This window comes from Collimonas arenae, from assembly GCF_001584165.1.
Taxonomy (GTDB): Bacteria; Pseudomonadota; Gammaproteobacteria; order Burkholderiales; family Burkholderiaceae_D; genus Collimonas; species Collimonas arenae.
The window spans coordinates 466,884-483,941 of the sequence record NZ_CP013233.1 but is presented as its reverse complement, the minus strand read 5'-3'; the positions used below and the strand labels follow the sequence as shown (position 1 = coordinate 483,941).

Annotated in this window: 14 protein-coding genes; 2 read left to right on the top strand and 12 right to left on the bottom strand. The window is 58.2% G+C overall.

What is annotated here, in order from left to right; genetic code table 11:
• Positions 1 to 148 precede the first annotated feature (148 nt).
• The 10 genes from CAter10_RS02240 to CAter10_RS02195 form a co-directional block, all read right to left on the bottom strand.
• Entirely contained in the window at positions 149 to 454 is a 306-nt protein-coding gene (locus tag CAter10_RS02240) for an STAS domain-containing protein (protein ID WP_061532118.1), read from the bottom strand.
• Positions 455 to 542: 88 nt separating this feature from the next.
• Positions 543 to 1,175 (bottom strand): MlaC/ttg2D family ABC transporter substrate-binding protein, encoded by a 633-nt coding sequence (locus CAter10_RS02235; protein WP_061532117.1) that lies wholly within the window; start codon positions 1,173 to 1,175, stop codon positions 543 to 545.
• A 216-nt stretch (positions 1,176 to 1,391) separates the two neighbouring features.
• The gene (locus tag CAter10_RS02230; RefSeq protein ID WP_061532116.1) at positions 1,392 to 2,126 is read right to left on the bottom strand and encodes an MlaA family lipoprotein; all 735 of its coding nucleotides are present in this window, start codon (positions 2,124 to 2,126) and stop codon (positions 1,392 to 1,394) included.
• Positions 2,123 to 2,596 (bottom strand): outer membrane lipid asymmetry maintenance protein MlaD, encoded by a 474-nt coding sequence (gene mlaD, locus CAter10_RS02225; RefSeq protein WP_061532115.1) that lies wholly within the window; start codon positions 2,594 to 2,596, stop codon positions 2,123 to 2,125. The genes CAter10_RS02230 and mlaD overlap by 4 nt, the downstream gene beginning before the upstream one ends.
• Positions 2,597 to 2,779: 183 nt before the next feature.
• Complete coding sequence (gene mlaE / locus CAter10_RS02220; protein WP_061532114.1) at positions 2,780 to 3,568, bottom strand: lipid asymmetry maintenance ABC transporter permease subunit MlaE; 789 nt, start codon at positions 3,566 to 3,568, stop codon at positions 2,780 to 2,782.
• Complete coding sequence (locus CAter10_RS02215; protein ID WP_061535129.1) at positions 3,568 to 4,371, bottom strand: ABC transporter ATP-binding protein; 804 nt, start codon at positions 4,369 to 4,371, stop codon at positions 3,568 to 3,570. The genes mlaE and CAter10_RS02215 overlap by 1 nt, the downstream gene beginning before the upstream one ends.
• A 234-nt stretch (positions 4,372 to 4,605) precedes the next feature.
• Positions 4,606 to 6,069, bottom strand: a complete 1,464-nt coding sequence (locus CAter10_RS02210) for a glutamate synthase subunit beta (RefSeq protein ID WP_061532113.1) — start codon at positions 6,067 to 6,069, stop codon at positions 4,606 to 4,608.
• Positions 6,070 to 6,195: 126 nt separating this feature from the next.
• On the bottom strand, positions 6,196 to 10,884 hold the full coding sequence (locus CAter10_RS02205) for a glutamate synthase-related protein (RefSeq protein ID WP_061532112.1): 4,689 nt from the start codon (positions 10,882 to 10,884) through the stop codon (positions 6,196 to 6,198).
• A 170-nt stretch (positions 10,885 to 11,054) separates the two neighbouring features.
• Positions 11,055 to 11,786: a transposase gene (locus CAter10_RS02200; protein ID WP_061532111.1), complete on the bottom strand. Its 732-nt coding sequence runs from the start codon at positions 11,784 to 11,786 to the stop codon at positions 11,055 to 11,057.
• A gap of 111 nt (positions 11,787 to 11,897) precedes the next feature.
• Positions 11,898 to 12,779, bottom strand: a complete 882-nt coding sequence (locus CAter10_RS02195; RefSeq protein WP_061532110.1) for a LysR family transcriptional regulator — start codon at positions 12,777 to 12,779, stop codon at positions 11,898 to 11,900.
• Positions 12,780 to 12,925: 146 nt separating this feature from the next.
• Between CAter10_RS02195 and CAter10_RS02190 the strand changes: the two genes are divergently transcribed.
• Together CAter10_RS02190 and CAter10_RS02185 are read left to right on the top strand one after the other, a co-directional pair.
• A complete protein-coding gene (locus CAter10_RS02190) occupies positions 12,926 to 14,017 on the top strand; it encodes an NAD(P)H-dependent flavin oxidoreductase (RefSeq protein WP_061536926.1) in 1,092 nt (363 codons plus the stop codon).
• Between the two features lie 51 nt (positions 14,018 to 14,068).
• Entirely contained in the window at positions 14,069 to 15,250 is a 1,182-nt protein-coding gene (locus tag CAter10_RS02185) for a YbfB/YjiJ family MFS transporter (RefSeq protein ID WP_061535128.1), read from the top strand.
• 1 nt (position 15,251) lies between these two features.
• On the opposite strand, the gene CAter10_RS02180 is transcribed toward CAter10_RS02185, so the two are convergent.
• Together CAter10_RS02180 and CAter10_RS02175 are read right to left on the bottom strand one after the other, a co-directional pair.
• Positions 15,252 to 15,482, bottom strand: coding sequence for a hypothetical protein (locus tag CAter10_RS02180; protein WP_061532108.1), 231 nt, complete (start codon positions 15,480 to 15,482; stop codon positions 15,252 to 15,254).
• 5 nt (positions 15,483 to 15,487) lie between these two features.
• A complete protein-coding gene (locus CAter10_RS02175; protein ID WP_061532107.1) occupies positions 15,488 to 16,981 on the bottom strand; it encodes an AMP nucleosidase in 1,494 nt (497 codons plus the stop codon).
• Positions 16,982 to 17,058: the final 77 nt, after the last annotated feature.

Below are 17,058 nucleotides of genomic sequence, written 5' to 3'. Positions count from 1 at the left end.
ATTCGAATCGAGCTGAAGAACCATGCTGAATCCGAACACCTTGACATGCTGCCTGGTGGCGTAACCCTTGATTATATTGGATTTTTGCTGCGGAGGCCGGGTAACAGCGACAAACCCGGCAAGCTACTGGGGAGGAAAAAGAGAGAGGTCAATGATGCTGCGTATTTGCCTGTGTACTGGCGGCAACCACTACGGTTGCCGGCGACAGCAATTCCGTCACGCCGTACAGGTCGATCAAGCTTTCCAGATTGGCTGGCAAACTGGAAAAATGCAAGGAGTGGCCCTGATTAAGGGCGGCACATTGCCATGCGAGCAATGTTGCGACGGCGGCCGAATCGACGGCCACCACGTCGCTCAGATCGATCTCGGTCTCGCCCCCGGCGATCGCGCGCAAGCCCTCTTCCAGAGTGACTTTGGCGTTACCGACAGTAAGCGAGTGAGAAGGCCTGAACATGGTAGTCAATCAACAAATTTCATAAAAACATCAACCGGCTGGAGCAGCATCGGGCCACGCTACGATGGCCAACATGCCCTTCCGGCAATTATTTACCGCCCTTGGCAGCAGCACGCGCCTTGTTCTTGTCGGTCAGCGTCTTGATCAAGCCATCGATGCCGGACTTACCGATTTCGGTGGCGAAAGTGCCCTTGTATGATTCAACGAGCCACGCGCCCAATACGTTGACATCATAAATTTTCCATCCGGCGCTGATTTTTTCCATACGGTAATTTAACTGGATCGGCTCGCGACCAGGCTGAATCACTTGCGAACGCACTTCGACGTCGGTATCGGATGGATCGCCACGCATCGGCTTGAAATCGATCTTCTGGTCGCGCACTTGCGACAGGGCGCCGGAATATGTGTAGATCAGCAAGCTGCGGAACTGCGCAATCAATTGCTTTTGCTGGTCAGGCGTGGCGTCACGCCAGTAACGGCCGGCTGCCAATGCTGTCATGCGATCGAAATCAACATAAGGGATGATCTTTTCTTCAACCAGCGCCAGGATGCGCTGCTGGTTGCCGCCCTGAACGCTTTTATCGGCCTTGGCGGTGTCCAGGACATCTTGGCTGATGCGTTTCACCAGAGCATCAGGCGCTTCCTGTGCGCTGGCTGCAGCGCTGAACAAGAGGCTGCCAACTGTCAGCGACAAGGCCAGGTATTTTTTCAGAATATTCATATATTTTTAACAATCCCAATGTTTGTTAGAGGACGCTTATGGCGCTGTTGCAGATAAGCCCTAAGACGGCAATTTCAATGCCCGGTTCCTGCGCCCAATGTTACAAATTGTAGAGCAAAGCTCAAAATTCGCGACGCTGCGACAAATCGCTCCATGCCAAATCATTAAGCAAGAAGCATGAAGATGCCTAACAAACCGGCAACATAAGTCGGAAAATTACTCGTCCGACTTGGTCTTGCCTGGCTTATCCGTCGCGTCGCTATCGTCATCGCCTTTGATCTGGCTCTGGCGGCGCTGGGTGTAGGCATCACGCACAAATTGATACTTGTCGAGCGCCGCATCCTCCAGCAGATCGCCGGCGTCCAGCAGGTTGGCCCGCTTGTCGATCAGGCGCACCACCGAACCGGTATTGCGCCAGCGCACCGGATATTTGTAAGACCACAGGTCGCCGTAGAAATCCACCGGCAAAGCCGCCGTATCGCGGATATTGGATGGGCCGAACAACGGCAGCACCAGGTAGGGACCCGAGCCGATGCCCCATTTGCCGAGAGTCTGACCGAAATCCTTGTTGTGCTTCTGCAAACCGGCTTCCGAGCTGATATCCAGCAAACCGCCAAGACCCAGGGTAGAGTTGACGGCAACCCGCATCACGTCCGAAGTTCCATCTGCGACATTGCCTTGCAGGAAGCCGTTGACCGAGCTCCAGACATCGCCGATATTGCCAAAGAAATTATGAATGCCGGTTTGCACAAAACTTGGCAGCCACGAGCGGTAAGCGGTGGCCACTGGCTTGAGCGCAACCTTGTCCAGCGTATCGTTAAAGCTGAACATCGCACGGTTGAAACCCTCCAGTGGGTCTTGCGGATTACTGTTACTTGTATTGCCGGTGGTGGCGCAGCCGCTCAGCGCGGCAACCATCGCCAGGGACCCGAGGCGCATCGTCATTTTCATTGTTCGCTATCCTTTACGTCCGCGGCCTTGCTGTACAAGAACTGACTGATCAGGTTCTCCAGCACGATTGCAGATTGTGTCAATTTAATATTATCGCCGGCGACCAGATTCTTGGTATCGCCGCCCGGCTCGATGCCGATGTATTGCTCACCCAACAGGCCTGCTGTCAGGATCTTGGCCGAGCTGTCTTTTGGAAACTTGTAACGGTCGTCCATATTCAAGGTCACCACCGCCTGGAAACTCTTGTCGTCGAAATTGATCGAGGCGACACGGCCTACCACGACGCCGGCGCTACGGACCGAAGCCCGCACCTTCAAGCCGCCGATATTGTCGAACTTGGTGGTTACCGGATAGGTTGCATTGAAAGATGAACTACTCAGGTTGCCTGCCTTCAGCGCCAAAAAGCCTAGGGCCAGCACGCCGATCAATACAAACATACCTACCCAGACATCTACAGTTTTTTGTTGCATGATTCATCACCTTAAAAATACAACCCGAGGCATTGATTCAGTCCAGACATACTGCCATAGCTGGCGCCGAATACCCGGCGATTGACTGAACAATCTCAAGAAAATAGTAACGAGAAGTAAAACGATCTGCTGCAAACAACGCCGGCTCCGGCAACCGGGACAATGCGCCGCCTGTCAATCAAGTCAATTAAACATCAGCGCGGTCAACAGGAAATCCAGCCCCAGGACCGCCAGCGAGGCGATTACCACGGTGCGTGTGGTGGCCCTGGATACGCCCTCCGGCGTTGCCTTGGCCTCATACCCTTGCCATACCGCCACAAAGGTCACAGCGACCCCGAAGACGACGCTTTTCAGCACGCCGTTAGCCACGTCCAGCCAGACATCCACCCCGCCCTGCATCTGGGACCAGAATGCGCCTTCGTCGACGCCGATCAGCTTGACGCCAACCAGATAGCCGCCAAAGATACCAAGCGCGCTGAACAGCGCCGCCAGTACCGGCATCGCCACGACGCCAGCCCAGAAGCGCGGCGCCACGACGCGCTGCAACGGATCGACCGCCATCATTTCCATCGCCGACAACTGCTCGCCGGCCTTCATCAGTCCAATTTCGGCAGTCAGCGAGGTGCCGGCGCGGCCAGCGAACAGCAGCGCAGTCACGACCGGCCCCAGCTCGCGCACCAGCGACAACGCCACCAGCAGGCCTAAGGCCTGCTCAGAGCCATACTTATTCAGCGTGTAATAGCCCTGCAAACCCAGCACGAAGCCGACAAACAGGCCCGATACGCCAATGATGACCAGCGAGTAATTACCGATGAAATGAATCTGGTCGGTAATCAGCCGCGGCCGCCGCCACAAGCCGGGCGAAACGCGCAGGATCGACAGGAACATGCGCGTCGCCACGCCCAGGCCGGTAATCGATTCACGCAAGGTACGACCGATCGTAGCCAGGCCATTGCTTATCCAGTTAAACATCAGCGCAGTCCCTTCAGTCCCAGATCCTCGGCCAACGACTTGCCTGGATAGTGGAACGGCACTGGGCCGTCCGGTTCAGCATTCACGAACTGCTTCACATACGGGTGGGTCGATACGCGCATTTCTGCAGGCGTACCTTGCGCCACGATTTCTCCTTGCGACAGGAAATACACGTAATCGGCAATCGCGAACGACTCGTTCACGTCATGCGACACCAGGATGCTGGTGGAGCCAAGCGCATCATTCAACTTGCGAATCAGGTTGGCGGTGACACCCATCGAAATCGGATCAAGCCCGGCAAACGGCTCGTCGTACATGATCAGCGACGGATCCAGCGCGATCGCGCGCGCCAGCGCCACGCGCCGCGCCATGCCGCCGGAAATCTCGGACGGTTTCAATTGCGCCGCATTGCGCAAGCCGACTGCATTCAATTTCAACAGCACCAGGTTGTTCAACAGTTCCGGCGGTAAATCGGTATGTTCGCGCAGCGGGAACGCTACGTTCTCAAATGCCGTCAGGTCAGTAAACAATGCGCCGCTCTGGAACAGCATGCCCATCTTGCGACGCAACGCATACAGAGCCTTGGTCGACAAGGTATGCACGGTTTCGCCGTCAACCTTGACGCTGCCGGCCTGCGGCCGCAACTGGCCGCCGATCAGGCGCAATATAGTGGTCTTGCCGGAACCGGAACCGCCCATGACGGCAATCACTTTGCCGCGTGCGAAGTCCATGTTGAGTCCCGATAGAATCGTTCTCTCACCATAGCCAAATTGCAGATCACGGATTTCGACGATATTTGCCACTACACCCACCGAATAAGCCAAAGGTGGGTATTGTAGTGCAAATGCGACAATCGTTCAGGGCCTCGCGATAGTCTGCTCATCAGCATGTGCCTCTCTTACAACAATTTGACTCTTGCCGTAAAGCATGTGCAAAAGCCGCGCAGACAAAAAAAGAGCATGGCCACGGTTTTCGCCGGGGACATGCTCTTCGCGCGTTGCTGGTGCGACATAGGCGCCGCTACTGAAGTTGCAGCATCAACGTGGTAAGACTGATGCTCCCATCAAGAACTCGTCCACAGCGCGCGCGCATTGGCGGCCTTCGCGGATCGCCCATACCACCAGCGACTGGCCGCGGCGCATGTCGCCGGCTGCGAACACCTTGTCGACCGATGTCTTGTAGCAGCCATCGCCGTCGGTAGTGGCCTTGGCGTTGCCGCGCGCATCCTTGTCGACGCCGAATGCATCCAGCACCTGCGCCACCGGCGAAACGAAACCCATCGCCAGGAACACCAGATCGGCCTTCATCTCGAATTCCGAATTCGGTACTTCCTGCATCTTGCCGTCTTTCCACTCGACACGAGCGGCGATCAGCTTCTCGACCTTGCCGTTCTTGCCTTCCAGACGCTTTGTCGCCACCGCCCAATCGCGATCGCAACCTTCTTCATGCGACGACGAGGTGCGCAGCTTGGTCGGCCAGTACGGCCATACCAGCGGCTTGTTTTCCTGTTCCGGCGGTTGCGGCATCAGTTCAAACTGCTGGATCGATACCGCGCCCTGACGGTTGGAGGTGCCGACGCAATCGGAACCGGTGTCGCCGCCGCCGATCACCACAACATGCTTGCCGCCTGCCAGGATCTGATCCTTGACCTTGTCGCCAGCGTTGATCTTGTTTTGCTGCGGCAGGAAATCCATCGCGAAATGCACGCCCTTCAGCTCACGCCCCGGCACCGGCAAATCGCGCGGCTGCTCGGCGCCGCCAGCGATGACCACGGCATCGAACTCGGCCTTCAGCTCATCCGGCGAAATGGTTTTCTTGGCCCAGTTGTTCACATTCGACGGAAAATCCTTGCCCACCAGCACACCGGTACGGAAAGTCACGCCTTCAGCTTCCATCTGCTCTACACGGCGATCGATATGCGATTTTTCCATCTTGAAATCGGGAATACCATAGCGTAGCAGGCCGCCAACACGATCGCTCTTTTCAAACACCGTAACATCATGACCGATGCGCGCCAACTGCTGAGCCGCTGCCAGGCCCGCAGGGCCAGAGCCAACCACCGCGACTTTCTTGCCAGTCTTCACCAGCGCAGGCTGCGGCACGATCCAGCCGTTTTCCCAGCCCTTGTCGACAATGAAATGCTCGATCGATTTGATGCCGACCGGATCGCTGTTGATGCCCAGCGTGCAGGCGCTTTCGCATGGCGCCGGACAAATGCGGCCGGTGAATTCCGGGAAATTGTTGGTTGAATGCAAGGTCTCCAGCGCTTCATGGTACGCGCCGCGATACACCAGATCATTCCAGTCAGGAATGATGTTGTTCACCGGGCATCCGTTATTGCAGAATGGGATGCCGCAGTCCATGCAACGCGCGCCTTGCGTCTTGGCTTCGTCATTGCTCAGGCTGAGGATGAATTCCTTGTAATGCTTCTTGCGTGCCACTGGCGCTTCATACGTTTCACCGACCCGCTGAAACTCCATAAAACCCGTTACTTTTCCCATTTTTCACTCACATTTTTTTGGCTGCAGGATGCGCCGCGATCAACCCATGAAACTCTCGCGACGCCCCTTATCGTTACTTGGCTTTAACCTGGCTTAACCGTCACCCGGGCAAACCCGGGCCAGCGATCAAGCGGCAACTTTTTCCTTGGCTGGCTTGGTGCTGTGGACCGCATTCAGCTCGCCCAAGGCGCGCTTGTACTCGGTCGGGAACACCTTGACGAACTTGCTGCGCGAGGCAACCCAGTTGTCCAGCAGGTTACGGGCACGGGTGCTGCCGGTGTACTTGAAGTGGCGCTCGATCAGCCCCTTCAGGATCGCTTCGTCAGCTTGCGCCTCACCACCGCGCACGGTGCTGTGCCAGATCGCACGATCAATCGTGGCTTCCTGCTCACCCTGGCTCAATACCGGCTCCAGCGCCACCATCGACATATTGCATTGCGCCGCAAACGTGCCATCCGGATCGTAGACATAAGCTAGCCCCCCCGACATGCCGGCGCCGAAGTTACGGCCGGTATCGCCCAGCACCACGACTGTGCCGCCGGTCATGTATTCGCAACCATGATCGCCGGTGCCTTCAACGACGGCAATCGCACCCGAGTTACGCACGGCAAAACGCTCGCCGGCCACGCCATTGAGGAAGGCTTCGCCCGCAATCGCACCATACAGCACGGTGTTGCCGGCGATGATGTTGTCGACCGCACGACCACGGAACTCGGTGTTCGGACGGACGATGATGCGGCCGCCGGACAAGCCCTTGCCGACATAGTCGTTACCTTCGCCAACCAGGTCCAACGTCACGCCATGCGCCAGGAACGCGCCGGCCGACTGGCCTGCGGTGCCTTGCAACTGAATATGGATAGTGTCGTCGGGCAGGCCCTCATGACCGTATTTCTTCGCCACTTCGCCGGACAGCATGGCGCCAACGGTGCGGTTCAGATTCTTGATCGGCGAGATGAACGAGACGCGCTCGCCCTTCTCCAGCGCCGCCTTGGCTTGCGCGATCAGCTTGTGATCGAGTGCCTTGTCGAGACCGTGATCCTGTTCTTCGGTGTGGTAATACACGCCGCCTTCTGGTAACACCGGTTGATAGAAGATACGGCTGAAATCCAGGCCCTGCGCCTTCCAGTGGGTGATCGCGTGGGACTTGTCTAACAGGTCGGCACGGCCGATCAGTTCGTTGAAGTTGCGAATGCCCAGCTGCGCCATGATCTGACGTACTTCTTCTGCGATAAAGAAGAAGAAATTGACCACGTGTTCAGGCTTGCCGGAGAACTTGGCGCGCAACACCGGATCTTGCGTAGCAACGCCGACCGGGCAGGTGTTCAGATGGCATTTGCGCATCATGATGCAGCCTTCAACCACCAGCGGTGCGGTAGCGAAACCGAATTCATCCGCCCCCAACAAGGCGCCGATAACAACATCGCGACCGGTCTTCATCTGGCCGTCAGCCTGCACCCGGATACGGTTGCGCAAGCCGTTCAGTACCAGCGTCTGCTGGGTTTCGGCCAGGCCCAGTTCCCAAGGCGAACCGGCATGCTTGATCGACGACAAAGGCGAAGCGCCGGTGCCGCCGTCATGGCCGGCGATCACGACGTGATCCGACTTGGCTTTGGCCACACCTGCAGCCACCGTGCCGACGCCGACTTCCGACACCAGCTTGACCGAAATCGAAGCGCGTGGATTGACGTTCTTCAGATCATGGATCAACTGCGCCAGATCTTCGATCGAATAAATGTCATGGTGCGGCGGCGGCGAAATCAGACCGACACCTGGCACCGAGAAACGCAGCTTGGCGATGTACTCGGACACTTTGTGTCCTGGCAGCTGACCACCTTCGCCTGGCTTCGCGCCCTGCGCCATCTTGATCTGGATCTGATCGGCCGAAGTCAGGTATTCAGCGGTGACGCCGAAACGTCCGGAGGCCACCTGCTTGATCTTGGAACGCAGCGAGTCGCCGGCCAACAGCGGGATGTCGACTTCAATGCGGTCCTTGCCAATCACCGATGCCAGGGTCTCGCCCTGTTTGATCGGGATGCCCTTCAGTTCTTGACGATAGCGGTTCTCATCCTCACCACCTTCGCCAGTGTTCGACTTGCCGCCGATGCGGTTCATCGCCACTGCCAGCGTGGCATGCGCTTCAGTCGAGATCGAGCCGAGCGACATCGCGCCGGTAGCGAAACGCTTGACGATTTCCTTGGCCGGTTCGACTTCATCCAGCGGGATCGCCTTGCTTGGATCGATCTTGAATTCGAACAAGCCGCGCAGAGTCATGTGGCGCTTGGACTGATCGTTGATCAGTTGGGCGTATTCTTTATAGCTGTTGAAGTTGTTGGCGCGGGTCGAGTGTTGCAGCTTGGCGATCGCATCCGGGGTCCACATGTGTTCTTCACCGCGGATACGGAACGCGTATTCGCCGCCGGCGTCGAGTGCGTTGGCCAGCACAGGATCGTCGCTGAACGCGGCGCGATGCAGGCGCAAGGCTTCTTCCGCCACTTCAAACACGCCGATACCTTCAACGTTCGATGCAGTGCCCTTGAAGTACTTCTGGGTCATGCTCTTGTTGAGGCCGATCGCTTCGAAAATCTGCGCGCCGCAATACGACATGTAGGTCGAAATACCCATCTTCGACATGACCTTCAGCAAGCCCTTGCCGATCGCCTTCTGGAAGTTGTAGATCGCCTTGTCAGCCGACAGCGCGCCCGGCAAGCCGTGCGCCATTTCGGTCAGAGTATCCATCGCCAGGTAGGGATGGATCGCCTCCGCGCCGTAGCCCGCCAGCAGTGCGAAGTGATGGGTCTCGCGCGCCGAACCGGTTTCCACCACCAGGCCAGTCGAGGTGCGCAAGCCTTTGCTCACCAGATGCTGGTGAATCGCGGACGTGGCCAGTAGCGCGGGAATCGCGACCTGCTCCGCGTCGACCTTACGGTCCGACACGATCAGGATGTTGTGGCCCGACTTGACGGCGTCAACCGCCTTGGCGCACAACGAGGCCAGACGCGCTTCGATGCCTTCCTTGCCCCATGCAACCGGGTAGCAGATGTTCAGCTCATGTGACTTGAACTTGCCGCCGGTATGCGCGCTGATGTTGCGCAGCTTGGCGATGTCGTCATAGTTGAGGATCGGCTGCGACACTTCCAGGCGCATCGGCGGGTTGATGTTGTTGGTGTCCAGCATGTTCGGCTTCGGTCCGATGAAGGACACCAGCGACATCACCATCGCTTCGCGGATCGGATCGATCGGCGGGTTGGTGACTTGTGCGAACAACTGCTTGAAGTAGTGATACAAGGTCTTGTTCTTGTTGGACATGACCGCTAGCGGCGAGTCGTTGCCCATCGAGCCGATCGCCTCTTCAGCGGCAGCAGCCATCGGCGACATCAGGAACTTGATGTCTTCTTGGGTATAACCGAACAATTGCTGGCGATCCAGCAACGGGATGGTCGAACCGGATTCATATGGCTCTGCCTTCAGCTCGTCAAGTTTGACCCGCACCGATTCGATCCATTGCTTGTACGGCTTGGCGTTGGCGAACGTGTCTTTCAATTCCTTGTCGTCGATAATGCGACCGGCGTCGAGGTCGATCAGGAACATCTTGCCTGGCTGCAGACGCCATTTCTGGATGATCTTCGACTCTGGAATCGGCAGCACGCCGGATTCGGAAGCCATCACCACGAAATCATCGTCGGTAACGATGTAACGCGCCGGACGCAAGCCGTTGCGATCCAGCGTGCCGCCGATGTGACGGCCGTCGGTAAACGCCATCGCCGCCGGGCCATCCCATGGCTCCATCATTGCAGCGTGGTATTCGTAGAAGGCGCGGCGGTTGTCATCCATAGTGGTGTGGTTTTCCCACGCCTCAGGAATCATCATCATCATCGCTTGCGCAATCGGATAGCCGGACATCAGCAGCAATTCGAGCGCGTTGTCGAAGCAGGCGGTGTCGGACTGGCCTTCATAGATCAGCGGGAACAGCTTCTTCAGGTCGTCGCCCAGCACGTGCGACTTCATCACGCCTTCGCGCGCACGCATCCAGTTGAAGTTGCCCTTGACGGTGTTGATCTCGCCGTTGTGCGCCAGCAGTCGGTACGGGTGGGCCAACGGCCATTCCGGGAAAGTGTTGGTGGAGAAGCGTTGATGCACCAGCGCCAATGCCGATACACAGCGCGCATCCTGCAAGTCCTTGTAATACACGCCGACCTGGTCAGCCAGCAGCAAGCCCTTGTAGACCACGGTGCGGGCCGACATCGACGGCACGAAAAATTCCTTGCCATGCAGCAGATTCAGCGCCTGAATCGCGTGGCCGGAGGATTTGCGGATCACGTACAGTTTGCGTTCGAGCGCATCGGTGACCATGATGTCTGGGCCGCGGCCGATGAAAATCTGGCGGATCACCGGTTCTTTGTCGCGCACGGTCGGCGACATCGGCATCTCGATATCGACCGGCACATCGCGCCAGCCCAGCACAACCTGCCCCTCAGCCAGCACCGCGCGCTCGATTTCCTGTTCACAAGCGATGCGCGAAGCATTCTCTTTTGGCAAGAACACCATGCCGACGCCGAATTCGCCCGGCGGCGGCAAGGTCACACCCAGCTTCGCCATCTCTTCGCGATAGAACTGGTCAGGCACTTGAATCAAGATCCCGGCGCCGTCACCCATCAGCTTATCCGCGCCGACCGCACCCCGGTGATCGAGGTTCTTCAGGATCAGCAAACCCTGCTCAATGACCGAATGACTCTTCTTGCCTTTGATATGGGCGATAAAGCCGACACCACAGGCATCGTGCTCATTGGCCGGATCGTATAAACCTTGCGCTTGCATAACGTTGCTCCACCACTTTGAGAGTAAGGATATTAAGAATAGTGCAGACGCCAACAGACTTCAATCACAATAAATGGGGTCAGAGTCAATTTAATTGCATCCATTTTTGCACCAAAATTAAATGGGGACAGAGTCAATTTAGTGCAAACGATGGCGCTTTCATTATTTTTCTATTTTTTTGTCGTCGCTACGACCGCATCCGCCGACAACTCTGGCTTCACCTTGAACGGCCGCCCGCGCTGGCCCGGACGCACTCTCACGGCGCCCTGCTTTTCCAGCTTGGCCTTGAACGCATCGGACCCTAGTGGCCAACCTTTGTTTGTAGCCTCCATCAGCTGCTTGGATTGATCCGATGTAAGCGCTTGCTCAGCCATCGCCTTATACGCAGCCTCACGATCGAAAGGCGTATTACCCAAGGCCCAATAAAGCGCATGGTCAGTCACCAACGGGTCCGGCTTGATGCCAACGTGGTGCAGATAACTTGACCAAGGATATTCTCCCGGCGCAGAAGTGATCCCGGCACGCACCGGATTCTGGTCGATATAGCAGCTGCACAACATGAAATACCGCTCCGAATCGATCACCGTCGCCCTGTAGCGTCCTTGCCACAAAGTCCCTTCACGCGCGTATTTCTGATTGAAATAAGGCACGTAATGTCGCCCTACCCATTGCATCATCCGCGCCAAACCCTCCACATCGCTGGGCGTAGCCAGCAAGTGGATATGATTTGTCATCAGCACATAGCCATGGATAGCGACCTTGAACTGCTTGGCAGCATCCCGCAAACGGCCAAGAAAATTTACGTAATCTTCGGTTTCACGGAAAATTGCCTGTCGATCAACACCGCGCTGAATAAGGTGATGCGGCTGATTGGCAATAACGAGACGAGGTAAGCGAGCCATGGCAAAAAGAAAGCAGTGTAGATGCCTTCATTTTATCCATTAATTCGACTCTGACCCCATTTGTTATTTCTTAATTTGACTCTGACCCTAATTATTTTTCATTAATTGGGGTCAGAGTCGAATTGTTTTTGCTTCGGCCTGGAGGATTTGGCTGAGGGCGTCGAAGGCGGGGGAGCTGTAGTCATGGCGACGGATCAGGTAGGTGGGGATTTGACCGGCGGGGCCGATGGGGTAGATGGCCAGGCTTTCGCTGCTGTTGTGGAGCTCGAGTACGGAACGCGGCGCCAGGGCGATGCCGGCGCCAGCCGCGACGCAGGCTAGCATGGCGTGATACGAGCCTAGTTCGAGGATGCGGTCGGGGCGGCGGCCGGGGATGCTGCCGGAGGCCAGCCAGTTTTCGGCGTGGCGGCGATAGGCGCAGCCGTTTTCGAAGGCGATCAGGGTGTGGGTCTGCAAGTCGTCGGGACTACTGATCGGCGGGTGGTTGCGCGGGGCCAGTAGCACCAGTTCTTCGGCATACAGGGGCAAGATCGTCAGCGACGGATCTTCCAGCGGACCAGCTACCAGCGCAGCATCAAGGGTAAATGCACGCACGCGGTCGATCAGCGTTTGGGTCGGGGCGGTACTCAGTTCGAGCTGCACTGCCGGCCATTGCTGATGGAAGCGCGCCAGCGGTAGCGGCAAACGGCTGGCTGCAGTGCTTTCCATGGACCCGATGCGCAAGCGCCCTTGCGGCACGGCCGGCTGGACTGCCTCGCGCGCTTCCACGGCGAGGTTGAGCAAGCGCTCGGCGTAGCCCAGCAGGATTTCACCAGCCGGCGTCAGCACCAGGCGCTTGTTGTTGCGGGAAAACAGGCTGACGCCCAGCGATTGCTCCAACTGGCGGATGCGGGTGGTGACGTTCGATTGCACCCGATGCAACTGTTCTGCCGCACGGGTAATGCCACCCTCGCGCACCACCGTGCGGAAGATTTCCAGAGATAGGAGATCCATAGGTCATCTCATTTAAAGATGGATAATATTTTAATTATTCATTTTTCAGGATGATGATGTCAAGGTAGGATGAATTCCATCAGGCACGGCGCTATATCATTTACAAACCAGGCATATCCAGACCGCCAATCCTCAGGAGCACCCGCATGTCCAATGTCAACTTAAATTCCACCCCACAGAGCGGGTCATTTGCGGCACAACTCGATCTCCGCTATCCGATCGTGCAAGGCCCCATGAACGGCGCATCCCCAATCGAGCTGGTGACGCAAGTCTGCAACGCCGGCGGCCTGGGTTCGTTTGCGGCGGCATTGCTGTCGCCGGCGGCGATCATCGAGGCGGTCAAGAAAATTCGCACGCTGACGACGCGGCCTTTCAACGTTAATCTATTGATCCTGGAGACCCGCCAGCCCGCCGAGGCAGAAATCGCGCTGGCAGAAAAGCTGCTGTTGCCGTTCCGTGACGCACTCGGCCTCGGCCTTGCCACACGTCCACAGAAATTCAGCGAGAACTTCGAGGAGCAACTGGCGGCCCTACTGGAAGCCGCGCCGCCAGTGGTCAGCTTCACGTTCGGCATTCTGTCCGCAGATACGGTGGCGCAGTTCCACGCCAAAGGCAGCAAGGTGATCGGCACCGCCACCACGGTCGCCGAAGCAGTCGCCTGGGAACAGGTTGGCGCGGATTTCGTTTGCCTTCAAGGTTCTGAAGCTGGCGGCCACCGCGCCACCTTCCTCGGCGACATCGAACAGTCCAGCGTCGGCTTGATGACGTTGATTCCGCAAGCAGCGGCAGCGGTAAAGGTGCCGCTGATCGCCGCCGGCGGCATCATGGATGGCCGCGGCATCGCTGCGGCGTTGCTGCTCGGCGCGCAGGCGGCCCAACTTGGCACGGCCTTCCTGGCTTGCCCTGAATCCGGCATTGCCCCAGCGTGGCGCGCGCAGCTCGCGGTTGCACGCGACGACAGCACGCGCCTGACCCGCAGTTTCTCCGGCCGCCATGCGCGCGGCATCACTAATACCTATACGGAGCAGATGGCGCCCCATGAAAGCGCACTGCCGGTATATCCGGTGCAAAATGCCCTGACCGGAGAAATCCGCCAAACCGCCGCCAAACTCAACCGGCCCGAATTCATGTCGCTCTGGGCCGGACAAGGTGTGGCGATGGCGCGGCCGATGCCGGCGGCGGAATTGATCGCCACGCTGGCGGCTGAATTGAAGGTGCCGCATGCCATCAACTACTAGTAAGAGCTGAACTTGAACGAAATACAAACCACCGCAACTACAGGCATCGCGATGGAAATAGATCAGAGTCGGGAAGCATGGCGCGTAGCGCTGGCCGGCACACTATGCCTGGCGGTAGCGATGGGTATCGGCCGCTTCGCTTTCACGCCGCTGCTGCCGATGATGCTGCACGACGGCGTGATCGACCTGGCGGCAGGCGGCTGGCTGGCAACCGCGAATTACCTCGGTTATTTTGTCGGCGCCATGCTGTGCATGGCGTTACGCGGCAGCGCCACCCGTTTCATCCGCATCGGCCTCGCTGCCACCGTATTGCTGACTCTGGGCATGGGCCTATCGCAGTCGTCCGCGGTCTGGCTGGCGCTGCGCGCATTGGCAGGCGTCGCCAGCGCCTGCACGTTTGTGTTCGCCTCCGGCTGGTGCCTGCAACGGTTGGCGCAACTGCAAGCGCCGGCACTGGGCGGCGTCATTTATTGCGGGCCCGGACTCGGCATCCTGCTGACCGGGTTAGCCACCAGCGCGATGGTCTCGCATGATTGGAAGGCATCCTATGGCTGGCTCAGCTACGCGCTGCTAGCGTTGCTGCTGACAGCAATCGTGTGGCGCACCTTCACCGGTTCAACAACTACCACCAGCGCGCCAACATCTGCCTCGCATGCACTCCCGCCAACACAAATCATCAGGCAGACACGCGGCCTGACGATCGCCTATGCGCTGGCTGGATTCGGCTACATCATCACCGCCACTTTCCTGCCGGTGATCGCACGCCAGGCATTGCCGGGTTCCAGTTGGCCGGACCTGTTCTGGCCTTTGTTCGGCATCTGCGTTTCGCTGGGTGCCTTGCTGGCGACGCGCTTGCCGATCCATTGGGACAATCGATTGCTACTGGCAGTATGCTATTTGTTACAGGCCTGCGGCATCCTGATCGGCGTGGCCTCACCCAGTGTATTCGGCTTTGCGCTTGGCAGTATCTTGCTGGGCCTGCCGTTCACCGCGATTACCTTGTTTGCGATGCGGGATGCGCGTCGTCTGCGCGGCGACCAGGCACGCAGCCTGATGGGCTTACTCACGGCCGCCTATGGCATCGGCCAGATCATTGGGCCGCCGCTGGCGACGCGTCTGGTTCAGGGCAGCGGCAACTTCACTTCCTCGTTGTGCGTGGCGGCCGTCGCACTGGTGGCGGGCGCTTGCCTGCTAGGGTTGATGTACCGGGAAAGCAAACAGCAGCTCGCTTGAGCTATTCGCCAGCAAATTCGGCTGCCGCCTTGGCGGTCCACAGTGCCTTGTTGTACGACGGGAATGGCGCGTCGTAGCTGTCGATGGCGCCATCCGCGCCGACAAAATGCGTCCACCAGCCGGCCCCATCCTGTACTAGCGCGATGTCACCGTCGCGGCAATGTTCCGCTATCGCTTCGCCCTCGGCCAGCGTGACGATGTTGACGCCACGATGTTTGATGACCGTAGCCACGACGCTTAGCGGAACGCCGGTTCGCTGAAGCTGCGCAGCTTGCGGCTGTGCAGTTGTTCAACGCCCTGGTTGCGCAGCAACTCCAGCGCCTTGATGCCTATCTTCAAATGCTGGTTAACGCGCTGCTCGTAAAAGCGGTTCGCCATGCCCGGCAACTTGATTTCACCGTGCAGCGGTTTGTCGGAAACGCATAGCAAGGTACCGTACGGAACCCGGAAGCGGAAACCGTTGGCCGCCACGGTTGCGCTTTCCATATCCAGTGCAATCGCCCGGCTCTGGTTGAAACGCAGCAAAGGCTTGCGGTGATCGCGCAACTCCCAGTTACGGTCGTCGACCGAAGCCACGGTGCCGGTACGCATGATGCGCTTGAGCTCGTAGCCTTCCAGTTGAGTGATGGTGGCGACGGCATCCTGCAACGCCAGCTGCACTTCGGCCAGCGCCGGCACCGGCACCCACAGCGGCAGGTCGTCGTCGAGTACATGGTCGTCTCGCACATAGGCGTGCGCCAGCACGTAATCACCCATGCGCTGCGAAGTCGACAAGCCGGCGCAATGGCCGAGCATGATCCAACCATGCGGCCGCAATACGGCGACGTGGTCGGTGATGGTTTTGGCATTGGATGGGCCGACGCCGATATTGATCAGCGTGATACCGGAACCATCGGCGCGCTGCAGATGGTAAGCCGGCATCTGCGGCTGGCGCGCCGGCGCGATGCCGGTCAGCGCACGGTCGGCTGGCAGATCGTCGAGATTAGCGTTCCAGGTAGTCAGATCACCCGGCTCGACAAAGGCCGTGTATTGCTGGCGGTATTCGCGTTGCGCGGGATCGCTGGTAGCCTGCATCAGCTCACGTCCCATGCGGATGAATTCATCAACGTAGAACGCGTAGTTGGTGAACAGCACGTAGCGTTGGAAACGATCCGGCGAAGTCGCCGTGTAATGCTTCAGGCGATGCAGTGAATAATCGATACGCGGCCCGGTGAACAGCGACAGCGGATGCGGCTCGCCCGGCATTTCCTCGTAAGTGCCATTGACGATGCGGTCGTCCATGGTGGCCAGGTTCGGCAGATCGAATACATCGGGCAAGGTACGCAGATGTTCGGGATCGAGATTGCCTTCGACGTGAATTCCTTCAGGGAAGGCAAAGTGCACCGGGATCGGTAGTTCGCTGACGCCGATTTCCAGCGGCACATCATGATTATCGCGCAGCAGCTTGAACTGGCTGACAAGGTAATTGGCGTACAGCGACGGCCGGGTCAGCGTGGTTTCGTAGACGCCGGGGCCGGATACAAAACCGAAGGAATGGCGTGTGTCGGCGCGAGTATTGACTTCAGTCGTTACGCGTACGAAAGGGTAGCAGGCACGCACCCGCTCGGGCATCACTTCGCCATTCGAAAAACGCTTGAATGCATCGCGCAGCAACGCGGTGTGATGTTCGTAGATTTCCATCACGCGTTCGACGGCGGCGTGCGGGTCGGTGAATTTCTCAGTCGGGAACATTGACTCTCCGTAGCGATATCTGTGAGTGAAACCAAATGCGACCAAACGCTTTGGCGTCGTCGAGCGCAACATCAGCG